At 39.1% G+C, this 12680-nt stretch carries 7 protein-coding genes and 1 rRNA gene; all 8 read left to right on the forward strand.

Annotated elements, in window-relative coordinates; all coding sequences use genetic code 11:
• The first annotated feature begins 421 nt into the window (after positions 1-421).
• The 8 genes from dnaA (at position 422) to ACP8HH_RS18740 (ending at position 12529) form a co-directional block, all read left to right on the forward strand.
• Positions 422-1771 (forward strand): chromosomal replication initiator protein DnaA, encoded by a 1350-nt coding sequence (gene dnaA, locus ACP8HH_RS18705; RefSeq protein ID WP_438314000.1) that lies wholly within the window; start codon positions 422-424, stop codon positions 1769-1771.
• Between the two features lie 167 nt (positions 1772-1938).
• On the forward strand, positions 1939-3075 hold the full coding sequence (gene dnaN, locus ACP8HH_RS18710) for a DNA polymerase III subunit beta (protein ID WP_438314003.1): 1137 nt from the start codon (positions 1939-1941) through the stop codon (positions 3073-3075).
• 98 nt (positions 3076-3173) lie between these two features.
• A complete protein-coding gene (yaaA, locus tag ACP8HH_RS18715; RefSeq protein WP_438314006.1) occupies positions 3174-3413 on the forward strand; it encodes a S4 domain-containing protein YaaA in 240 nt (79 codons plus the stop codon).
• Positions 3403-4533: a DNA replication/repair protein RecF gene (recF, locus tag ACP8HH_RS18720; RefSeq protein WP_438314009.1), complete on the forward strand. Its 1131-nt coding sequence runs from the start codon at positions 3403-3405 to the stop codon at positions 4531-4533. Before yaaA ends, recF begins: the two co-directional genes overlap by 11 nt.
• A gap of 81 nt (positions 4534-4614) precedes the next feature.
• Positions 4615-6537 carry a DNA topoisomerase (ATP-hydrolyzing) subunit B gene (gene gyrB, locus ACP8HH_RS18725; RefSeq protein WP_438314011.1) on the forward strand — a complete coding sequence of 641 codons (1923 nt, stop codon included), beginning with the start codon at positions 4615-4617 and terminating at the stop codon, positions 6535-6537.
• Positions 6538-6575: 38 nt separating this feature from the next.
• Positions 6576-9116 carry a DNA gyrase subunit A gene (gene gyrA / locus ACP8HH_RS18730; protein WP_438314013.1) on the forward strand — a complete coding sequence of 847 codons (2541 nt, stop codon included), beginning with the start codon at positions 6576-6578 and terminating at the stop codon, positions 9114-9116.
• Positions 9117-9243: 127 nt separating this feature from the next.
• Positions 9244-10356, forward strand: a complete 1113-nt coding sequence (locus tag ACP8HH_RS18735) for an HD-GYP domain-containing protein (RefSeq protein WP_438314016.1) — start codon at positions 9244-9246, stop codon at positions 10354-10356.
• 620 nt (positions 10357-10976) lie between these two features.
• Positions 10977-12529 (forward strand): 16S ribosomal RNA (locus ACP8HH_RS18740).
• Positions 12530-12680 lie beyond the last annotated feature (151 nt).

A 12680-nucleotide genomic window follows, 5' to 3' on the forward strand; every position in this document is an offset into this window, starting at 1 on the left:
TATTGATTCGTTATTCCATCATATAGTTACTATTTATTCCTTGATTCTGCGAAGGATAGTTATCCACATATTAAAATACTTTTCGTGGAAGAGCTTGGTCATATTAATTTCCCGTTTTTTTTAATCCACAGGGCTTATCTACAACCTTTTCACATGCCAATCCTTGTGGATAAAGAGTTTGTCCACATCTGCGGACCTTGTGGATAAGTCTGCGTAGTCCTTGTATTAACAGAACTTCCCTGTTACAATTAATTTGAATTTGTTTGTGCGTATATTTAACAGTAAATTTTCTATCCACAGTTGTGAATAGAATGTGGATAGATTTTTCCACACATTTGCATAACAGTTACCCACATATGAGAAAACTGTGTATAATACATATCTTCTCGCACTTTATTTTATATGTAAAGGAGACACAGTATTGGAACACTTAGAAGATTTATGGATTAAGGTCTTAGAAAAAGTTGAGCAGAAAATTTCAAGACCCAGTTTTGAAACTTGGCTAAAATCAACAAAGTTGATGTCCTATGGTGAAGAAGAAGTTACTATTGCTGCACCCAATTCATTCGCAAAAGATTGGCTTGAAAATCATTATATACATCTTATTACCGGCATCTTATCTGAATTAACGGGCGAAGATCGACTAATTCAATTCGTTGTACCAAAGGAAATGGAAGAAATCGATTTTGTACTTCCAAAACCAGCTGTAAAAACATTAGAGAAATCTCAGACACGCACTATTCCAGGTATGCTTAACCCAAAGTATACCTTTGATACATTTGTAATTGGTTCTGGTAATCGTTTTGCTCATGCGGCATCACTTGCAGTTGCAGAAGCTCCAGCTAAAGCATATAATCCGCTATTCATATATGGTGGCGTTGGTTTGGGAAAAACCCACTTAATGCATGCTATTGGCCACTATGTAATGGAGCAAGATCCAAATGCTAAAGTTGTGTATTTGACATCTGAAAAGTTTACAAACGAGTTCATCAACTCGATTAGAGACAACAAAGCGGTCGAATTCCGTAATCGATACCGTAATGTAGATGTGCTCTTAATAGATGATATTCAATTTCTAGCCGGAAAAGAACAAACACAAGAAGAATTTTTCCATACTTTCAATACACTCCACGAAGAAGCTAAACAAATTGTCATTTCCAGTGATCGCCCTCCAAGAGAAATTCCTACCCTTGAAGATAGGCTTAGATCTAGATTTGAATGGGGATTAATTACTGATATTACACCGCCCGATTTGGAAACACGAATTGCTATTTTACGTAAGAAAGCAAAAGCCGATGGACTTATTGATATTCCAAATGAAGTAATGACGTATATTGCGAACCAAATTGATTCAAACATTCGTGAACTAGAAGGTGCACTCATACGTGTTGTAGCCTATTCTTCATTAGTTAATAATGATATTACATTGGAACTTGCTGCTGAAGCATTGAAAGATATCATTCCGAATGCAAGGCCTAGAACAGTTACAATCCTAGATATACAAAAAAAGGTTGGAGAACATTTCAATATGAGACTTGAAGACTTTTCAGCGAAGAAAAGAACACGTTTAGTAGCTTTTCCTCGTCAAATTGCTATGTATTTATCAAGAGAACTGACGGATTTCTCTTTACCTAAAATTGGATCGGAATTTGGCGGGCGCGACCATTCAACTGTTATCCATGCTCACGATAAGATTGCAACGATGTTGAAAAATGACGAATCTTTGCAACAAGACGTAAAAGACATTAAAAGTTCTTTGGGTCGAGGATGAACTGTTGATAACCCATAATAAGTTTGTCATACCCATGAACATGTTGCTCACATTTGGAAAACCTTATATAAACTGAGGTAGAACTACTTACTAACATATCCACAGGCCCTACTACTATTACTACTATTTATTAATTACTAATATTAATATATAAGCGAGGTTACAAAATGAAATTTGAAATTAATAGAGACGAATTACTTGATGCTTTAAATGATGTTATGAAAGCGATAAGTCAAAAAGTCGCAATTCCTATTTTGACTGGAATCAAAATTGATATTGAAGAAAAAGGTATGACATTAACCGGAAGTGATTCTGATATTACAATTCGTACTTTTGTTCCAACTGAAAAAGATGGTGAACAAAATATAAAAATTGTCGAAAAAGGAAGCATTGTTTTACAAGCAAGAGTTTTCAATGAGATTATTCGTAAATTACCAACAAATAATGTAATGATTGAAACTGAAACAGGCTTACAAACACATATCAGCTCAGGTAAATCAGAATTCAAACTTATTGGATCAGATCCTGAAGATTACCCAATACTTCCAGATGTGAAAGACGACAACAGTTTTTCTATGCCATCCGATCTTATGAAGTCAATAATTAGAGAAACTGTATTTGCAGTATCCCAACAAGAAACTAGACCTATATTGACTGGGGTGCATTGGGAAGCAAAAGAAGGAAAGTTATCTTGTGTAGCAACAGATAGTCATAGACTTGCTAGAAGACTTACTTCACCAGATGAAATGCCTTTGGAACCCTTTAGTTTTGTAATTCCAGGAAAAAGCTTGCAAGAATTAAACAAAATATTGCCCGATAATACAGAATCTGTGGAAATTATTATTGCAGACCAACAAGTTTTGTTTAAAACGAGAAATGTTTTATTTTATTCACGATTATTGGAAGGTAATTACCCAGATACTTCAAGACTAATTCCAGATGAATCTAAGACTTCAGTAACCGTAAATGGTCGTTCACTTCTTCAATCGATTGATAGAGCCTCATTACTTGCTAGAGAGGAACGAAATAATATTGTTCGTTTTTCTGCAGGTGAAGGAAAAGTGATTGAGATTTCTTCTAATTCACCAGAAGTCGGTAAAGTAGAAGAAACAATTGAAGCTATTACTATTACTGGTGAAGATTTAAATATTTCATTTAGTGCAAAGTATATGATGGATGCACTGCGTGCAATAGATGGTCAAGATATTACAATTCAATTTACAGGGGCAATGCGTCCATTTATTATAAAATCGGTAAATGATGATACAATTTTGCAACTTATCTTGCCTGTACGGACATACTGAACTAGGAGGATAGTCATTAATTGGCTATCCTCTTTTACTTATGGACGAAAGTTCTGTAAACTATAGGGATAGACTAACAAACGAAGGGTTGAAGATGGATGAATGATTTAAAAATAGATACTGAATTTATAACACTAGGCCAGTTACTTAAAATGACAGATGCGATTAGCTCGGGCGGTATGGCTAAATGGTTTCTCGAGGAGTATGTCGTTTATGTAAATGGAGATAAAGAACAAAGACGCGGTAAAAAGCTGTACGACGGTGATAAAGTATCGATTCCTGAAGTTGGAAAGTTTAAAATCGTAGGAATAACTGAAGGATCGACGAATGCACATTGAACGTCTTGCATTAACCAATTACAGAAACTATGCATCACTTGATTTATCATTTTCCCCAAAAATCAATGTTTTAATTGGCGAAAATGCTCAAGGAAAGACAAATGTCATGGAGGCAATCTACGTTCTTTCCATGGCAAAGTCGCATAGAACATCGAATGATCGTGAGTTAATACGTTGGGATCAGGAATATGGTAAAATAGAAGGGTATGTTCAACGTAAACGTGGGGGGCTGCCACTCGAGCTCATTCTTTCCAAAAAAGGAAAGAGGGCCCGTGTAAATCATCTTGAGCAAAATCGCCTCAGTTTATATATAGGACAGTTGAATGTCGTTATGTTTGCACCTGAGGATTTGAATCTTGTAAAAGGAAGTCCACAAGTAAGAAGAAGATTTTTGGATATGGAAATTGGACAAATATCCCCAGTCTATCTTCATGATCTTCTAACATTCCAAAAAGTCCTTAAACAACGTAATGCAATATTGAAATCAAACCGAGGAAAACCAGATTTTAAAGATGTTATGTTTGACGTATATAATGAGCAATATATTAAAGTTGCCATACAAATTATTCGTAAACGGTTTTATTTTATGGAATTGCTGCAAAAATGGGCAGAACCGATTCATAAAGGTATTTCCCGCGGAATGGAAACACTTAAAGTATCCTATGGGACATTAAAACAACTTAATTCGGGACAGACTACAGAAGAGATGGAATCGATTCTAGAACAAAGACTACTTGAAGCAAAGCGTCAAGAGCTAGACCGAGGACTCACTTTAATAGGTCCACATAGAGACGATCTATTCTTTTTTGTCAATGGATACGACATCCAGACCTATGGTTCGCAAGGACAGCAGCGGACAACAGCTCTATCCCTAAAACTTGCTGAAATTGAACTTGTAAAACAAGAAGTAGGAGAAGCACCAGTGCTTCTCTTAGATGACGTATTATCAGAGCTTGATGATTATCGTCAATCTCACTTACTGAATACAATTCAGGGGGAAGTTCAAACGTTTGTTACAACGACAAATATTGCGGGCATTGATCACGACACAATTCGTCAAGCCGATATATTTGAAGTTGAAGCTGGCGAAGTAACTAAGGGAAGCGATAGCGACGACTAAAACATAAACAAGCTCTAAAACAATCGTTATCATTAACTAGCTAAGTTATGCATTTTGAAGGGGAAGGTGAACAGTTTGGCAATGGATGAGAAAGATATACAGATGGCTTATGATGAAAATCAGATTCAAGTACTTGAAGGACTTGAGGCGGTTCGCAAACGCCCTGGTATGTATATTGGGACAACGAGCTCGAAAGGACTTCACCATCTTGTATGGGAAATTGTCGACAACAGTATTGACGAAGCACTTGCAGGTCATTGTGATCATATCGAGATTGTTATGGAAAAGGATGACTATATTTGTGTCACTGATAATGGACGTGGAATTCCAGTTGGTACACAAGAATCGACTGGACGACCTGCTGTTGAAGTGATTATGACAATTCTACATGCCGGAGGTAAGTTTGGCGGTGGAGGTTATAAAGTTTCTGGAGGTCTTCATGGTGTTGGTGCAGCGGTCGTAAACGCTTTATCTGAAACGACGGAGGTATATGTTAGACGTGATAACAAACTTCATTATATTAAATTTGATAGAGGAGTAGTCTCCACAGAACTCGGTGTTATTGGTGAGGCTACTGAAACAGGAACGAGGGTACGCTTTAAACCAGATAAAGAAATTTTTACTGAAACAACAACATTTGAATATGATATTCTTGCAAATCGATTAAGAGAACTTGCCTATCTAAATCGAAGTCTTCGAATTACAATTACGGACGAACGCGATGATAAAGGTCGAACGGACACTTATTATTACGAAGGCGGCATTAAATCATACGTTGAACATTTAAACAAAAACAAAGAGCCTATACATGATGAACCAATTTTTATTGAAGGTGAAAAAGACGGTATCTCAATTGAAATTGCTATGCAATATAATAGTGGCTATGCAGAAAACTTATATTCGTTTGCAAATAACATTAATACGTACGAAGGCGGAACACATGAATCAGGTTTTAAAACTGCACTTACGCGCGTCATAAATGATTATTCTCGTAGAAATGGTGCTTTAAAAGAAGCAGACTCAAACTTATCTGGAGATGATGTCCGTGAAGGTTTGACTGCAATAATATCTATAAAACACCCAGATCCTCAGTTTGAAGGACAAACAAAGACTAAACTAGGAAATTCTGAAGTAAGTACAATAACGAACTCTTTATTTTCTGAAGGACTTCAACGTTTTTTACTTGAAAATCCAACAACCGCACGTCAAATAATCGAAAAAAGTTTAATGGCAGCACGCGCCCGACTAGCAGCAAAAAATGCCCGAGAATTTACACGTAGAAAATCGGCACTTGAAGTATCGAGTCTTCCGGGAAAACTTTCGGACTGTTCATCACGAGATCCAGCGATAAGTGAACTGTATATTGTTGAGGGTGACTCCGCAGGTGGTTCTGCAAAAAATGGTCGTGATCGCCACTTCCAAGCAATTTTGCCACTTCGTGGAAAGATACTAAACGTTGAAAAAGCCAGACTCGATCGAATTTTAGGTAATGCTGAAATTCGAATGATCATTACAGCACTTGGAACTGGGATTGGCGAAGAGTTTGCACTAGAAAAAGCACGCTATCATAAAATTATTATTATGACGGATGCCGATGTAGATGGAGCGCATATACGGACATTACTTTTAACATTCTTTTTCCGTTTCATGAGACCACTTATTGAGGCGGGCTACATTTATATTGCACAACCACCTTTATACAGAATAAAACAAGGAAGACACGAAGAGTATTGCTATACAGAACCAGAACTTCAAGAAATTCTAGGGCGTCTTTCACAATCACCAAAACCTGTTATCACTCGCTATAAAGGACTTGGTGAAATGGATGCAACACAACTCTGGGATACAACGATGGATCCTGACCAACGTACATTGCTCAAAGTAGAACTTGAAGATACGATTGACGCAGATTCCACTTTTCAACAACTTATGGGTGATGACGTCGAGCCCCGTAGGAAATTTATCGAAGAGAATGCAATGTATGTAAAAAATTTAGATGCGTGATTTACCTTATTTGCTTGAGTTGAAAGGAGTCTACAAAAATGTCAGATATGCCAGAACGTGGTGTACAGGGAATTAATATAAGTACTGAAATGAAGACTTCATTCCTTGATTATGCAATGAGTGTCATAGTTTCACGTGCCCTCCCTGATGTTAGAGATGGTTTAAAACCGGTCCATCGCCGTATTCTTTATGCAATGCAGGATCTTGGAAACACTGCTGATAAACCACATAAAAAGTCAGCACGTATTGTTGGAGACGTTATAGGTAAGTACCATCCGCATGGCGATAGTGCTGTGTATGAGACGATGGTTCGGATGGCACAAGACTTTAACTATAGATATATGTTGGTCGATGGTCATGGGAATTTCGGTTCCGTAGACGGAGACTCTGCAGCAGCAATGCGTTATACAGAATCACGTATGTCAAGAATTGCGATGGAGTTATTACGCGATATTAATAAGGACACTGTTGACTATCAAGATAATTATGATGAACAAGAAAGAGAACCTGTTGTGTTACCAAGCCGTTATCCCAATTTACTAGTTAACGGAACTTCTGGTATAGCCGTAGGTATGGCAACAAATATACCTCCACATCATCTTGGAGAAACGATTGATGCAGTAATTGCGCTATCTCACAATGAACTCATTACAACTGAGGAATTAATGGAGATTATTCCGGGTCCAGATTTCCCGACAGGCGGAATAATTCTAGGTCGCAGTGGAATAAGAAGAGCTTATGAAACAGGACGAGGTTCAGTTTTAATTCGCGGTAAAGTTGAAATCGAAGTCCAATCAAACGGACGAGAAACAATTTTAGTGAACGAATTACCTTATCAAGTAAATAAAGCAAGACTAATCGAAAAGATTGCTGAACTTGTCCGTGAGAAAAAGATTGAAGGTATTACGGACTTAAGAGATGAGTCAGATCGAACAGGAATGCGTATTGTTATAGAAGTTCGACGTGATGCAAATGCAAATGTATTATTAAATAACCTTTATAAACAAACTGCTTTGCAATCCAGTTTTGGTGTTAACATGCTCGCACTTGTTGATGGACAACCAAAAATATTGGCATTGAAAGAAATTCTATACCACTATTTAGAGCATCAAAAGGTCGTCATTCGTAGACGAACTATATACGATTTAAAAAGGGCTGAAGATCGCGCACATATTCTAGAAGGTCTTAGAATTGCACTGGATAATATTGATGAAATCATTACTTTAATTCGTGGTTCAAAAACAGCGGATGAAGCAAAAACAGGGTTGATTGAGAAATTCGATTTGTCTGCACGACAAGCACAAGCAATCCTAGATATGCGTCTTCAACGGTTAACAGGTCTTGAGCGTGATAAAATCGAGGAAGAATACAATACACTTCAGATTCTTATCACTGAATTGCGCTCAATTCTAGCGGATGAGGATAAATTGCTCGAAATTATTCGTGAAGAATTACTTGAAGTAAAAGAGCGCTTTGCAGATAAACGCAGAACTGAAATAACATTAGGTGGAGCAGAAATGATTGAGGATGAGGATTTAATTCCTGTTGAAAACTCAGTATTGACACTTACTCATAACGGTTATATTAAACGTTTACCTGCAAACACATATCGTAGTCAACGCCGAGGCGGTCGTGGAATCCAAGGTATGGGAACAAATGATGATGACTTTGTTGAGCATATGCTTAACACTTCGACTCATGACACAATCTTGTTCTTTACAAGTAAAGGTCGTGTATTCCGTACGAAGGGATATCAAGTACCTGAATTCAGTCGTACTGCCAAGGGACTTCCAATTATCAACTTGCTTGGTGTTGACAAAAATGAAAAAGTAACGGCAATGATACCAGTTGACAAATTTGAAGAAGATAAATACTTCTTTTTCGTTACTCAAAACGGTATTGCCAAGAGAACGCCAGTTTCTGCATTTGCTAATATTCGTTCAAACGGGTTAATTGCTCTTACCTTACGTGGTGATGATGAATTAATCGGAGTTAAAATGACAAGTGGAAATCAAGATATTGTCATTGGATCTAAAAACGGAATGCTTATTAAGTTTAATGAGACAGATATCCGAACAATGGGCCGAGTAGCGGGCGGTGTTCGTGGTATTCGTTTGCGTAAAGGTGATATTGCTGTAGGAATGGATATCGTCAGCGATGGCGAGGAAATTCTAGTAGTTACTGAAAAAGGTTTTGGAAAGCGGACACCTATTGAGGAGTACCGTATCCAGTCACGTGGTGGTTATGGACTTAAAACACTAAATGTAACTGAAAGAAATGGATTACTAGTCGCGATGAAAGCCGTTGACGGAACTGAAGATTTAATGTTGATAACGATACACGGAATATTAATTCGGATGGCCATTGAAGATATATCCGTCATCGGTAGAAGCACGCAAGGTGTTCGACTTATCCGACTTGGAGAAGACGAGCTAGTAGCAACAGTCGCAAAAGTTTTAAAAGAAGAGATAGAAGAGGAAAGTATTGATGAAGAAAGTACTGAAGAGGTCATTATTGAAAGTAATGGTGAAATAGAAGTGGAAACAAATTCAGCTGAAGATGATGAAAATCAATCCTAAGTAATTAAAAGTTGTTAGAGTGGTTTTATTGCCATTCTAGCAACTTTTTTATGTTAAAATCGATTTCATTCAATCTTTAGGGTAAAGTGAAAATAAAGAATATAATAGAAAGTTGGAGAATGTCATAATGGAAGCTAGTTATGTAAAAGTGAGTGGCCTGCGCCCGGGATTTAGAATTAGTGAAGATATATTTGCGAATACAAGTAATCCTATTATTAGACAAAACTCTGAACTTACAGCTGAACATTTGGAAATATTAGATGTTTTTGGTGTAAAGAAGATAAAAGTTCATGACCTTGTTGTTATTAAGAAAGAAGAATCTCTAGATTCGGATGACTTTGCTTCTATTGACCCTGACGATATACTTTCCAAAATACCAATGAATCAAATTGACACAGTAACTTTATATCGTGATGCAGTGCAAAAGTATAAAAAGGAATTTAGCAGTTGGCAAGCAGGTATTAAACCGGACGTAGCGAAAGTACGGGCAATTATTATACCATTGGTTGATGCGTTCATTGGACAAAAGAAATTGCTGCCAATTCTAAATGATCTTTCAAATTTAAAAGAATATATGTATCATCATTCAATTGCTGTCGGAATTTTATCATCGGCAATTAGTAATCAGATGGAATTGCCGTTAGGACAGACAATACAAGTGGGCATATCAGGTGCACTTGCCGATTGTGGTATGGCCAAAATAGATGAATCTATTATAAATAAAGCTGCTTTTTTAACGAGTAGTGAGTTTAACGAAGTAAAAAAACATACTATTTATAGTTATCAAATGATCCAAGATACTCCTTTACTTCGTCAAGAGATGAAATTAGCTATCATTCAACATCATGAACGATTAGACGGCAGTGGGTATCCACGCGGGGAAAAAAGAGAAGAGATTTCAATCTATTCTCAAATAGTTGCAGTCGCAGATGTCTTTCATGCAATGACTTCTGAAAGGGTATATCGGGAAAAAGTATCACCATATAAAGTAATTGAGATGATTACAGAAGAAGAGTTTGGTAAGTTTGATATTAAAGTCGTCCAAGCATTGCATAACTTAGTAGGCGATCTTTCCATTGGAACAAAGGTTAGACTGACTAACGGTGATGAAGGTGAAGTAATATTTGTGCATCGAGATGCTCGATTACGTCCAATGGTAAAGTTAAGCAATGGCTCGATTATGGATCTAACAGTAAACCGTAGTATTGCTGTTGAACGAGTACTATCTGATACTTGCTAATAAGGGGTTATAAGTTCATTTACGTTCTATATAGATAGACTTTAAATTAAGGGTTGCAATTAAAATGAATAGATGTTATATTAAGTGTCGTTGCAAATTACCCGTAACAAACAACGAATAACAACTTAAATAAAGAGTTGAAAATTGTTGTTGACATGGTGTACACGATTTGTTATGATATAAGAGTTGCAGTCGAGAGAATAGCAACTTGGTAAATAAAAAAATGAAATATAGATTCTTATAAATGAACCTTGAAAACTGAACAGCAAAACGTCGATAGAATTTTTAAACTCGATACACTTCGGTGTACAGAGTATAAACGTTTCCAAGTAAGCTGATTTCCGTCAGCAGAACAGAAACAACCAGAAGGATTGAATTTCAATCCTTCGACATGACATCATTGAAGAATGCTTTATTCCTCGTTTACGAAGAACTAAGTACACTCTTCATTAATGCCAGCATAGAAACTAGAGCTATTCAAGTTTCTGTATTCACTGGCGGTCGAGACGTAGTGCAGCACTAGGAGATGAGCGCGAGAAGGAGGGAACGTACTTTTGGGTACGTGACCGACTGATCAAGCGAAATCGACAACGTGATGTGCTGCGTATCGACTAGCCAGTATTATGGAGAGTTTGATCCTGGCTCAGGACGAACGCTGGCGGCATGCCTAATACATGCAAGTCGAGCGAATCTATTGGAGCTTGCTCCTTTAGATTAGCGGCGGATGGGTGAGTAACACGTGGGCAACCTGCCCTGCAGATGGGGATAACTCCGGGAAACCGGGGCTAATACCGAATAATCAGTACTCTCGCATGAGAGTACTCTGAAAGACGGTTTCGGCTGTCACTGCAGGATGGGCCCGCGGCGCATTAGCTAGTTGGTAAGGTAACGGCTTACCAAGGCGACGATGCGTAGCCGACCTGAGAGGGTGATCGGCCACACTGGGACTGAGACACGGCCCAGACTCCTACGGGAGGCAGCAGTAGGGAATCTTCCACAATGGACGAAAGTCTGATGGAGCAATGCCGCGTGAGTGAAGAAGGTTTTCGGATCGTAAAGCTCTGTTGTGAGGGAAGAACAAGTACGGGAGTAACTGCCCGTACCTTGACGGTACCTCATTAGAAAGCCACGGCTAACTACGTGCCAGCAGCCGCGGTAATACGTAGGTGGCAAGCGTTGTCCGGAATTATTGGGCGTAAAGCGCGCGCAGGCGGTCTTTTAAGTCTGATGTGAAAGCCCACGGCTCAACCGTGGAAGGTCATTGGAAACTGAAGGACTTGAGTACAGAAGAGGAAAGCGGAATTCCACGTGTAGCGGTGAAATGCGTAGAGATGTGGAGGAACACCAGTGGCGAAGGCGGCTTTCTGGTCTGTAACTGACGCTGAGGCGCGAAAGCGTGGGGAGCAAACAGGATTAGATACCCTGGTAGTCCACGCCGTAAACGATGAGTGCTAAGTGTTAGGGGGTTTCCGCCCCTTAGTGCTGCAGCTAACGCATTAAGCACTCCGCCTGGGGAGTACGGCCGCAAGGCTGAAACTCAAAGGAATTGACGGGGACCCGCACAAGCGGTGGAGCATGTGGTTTAATTCGAAGCAACGCGAAGAACCTTACCAGGTCTTGACATCCCGCTGACCGGTGTAGAGATACACTTTTCCCTTCGGGGACAGCGGTGACAGGTGGTGCATGGTTGTCGTCAGCTCGTGTCGTGAGATGTTGGGTTAAGTCCCGTAACGAGCGCAACCCTTGATCTTAGTTGCCACCATTCAGTTGGGCACTCTAAGGTGACTGCCGGTGATAAATCGGAGGAAGGTGGGGATGACGTCAAATCATCATGCCCCTTATGACCTGGGCTACACACGTGCTACAATGGACGGTACAGACGGTTGCCAACCCGCGAGGGGGAGCCAATCCGATAAAACCGTTCCCAGTTCGGATTGCAGGCTGCAACTCGCCTGCATGAAGCCGGAATCGCTAGTAATCGTGGATCAGCATGCCACGGTGAATACGTTCCCGGGTCTTGTACACACCGCCCGTCACACCACGAGAGTTTGTAACACCCGAAGTCGGTGAGGTAACCCCTTGTGGGAGCCAGCCGCCGAAGGTGGGACAGATGATTGGGGTGAAGTCGTAACAAGGTAGCCGTATCGGAAGGTGCGGCTGGATCACCTCCTTTCTAAGGAATTTGTCTACGAGCAGATCATACTTTGGTATGTGAAGTCTAGACATTCGGAATATAGATCTCTGATCTATAAAATGAAGAATATAAATATTCTTCGCTAACGACGTTTTGCGTTCAGTTTTGAAGGCTCATTAAACAATTTTAG

This window comes from Sporosarcina sp. FA9, assembly GCF_051550205.1.
Taxonomy (GTDB): Bacteria; Bacillota; Bacilli; order Bacillales_A; family Planococcaceae; genus Sporosarcina.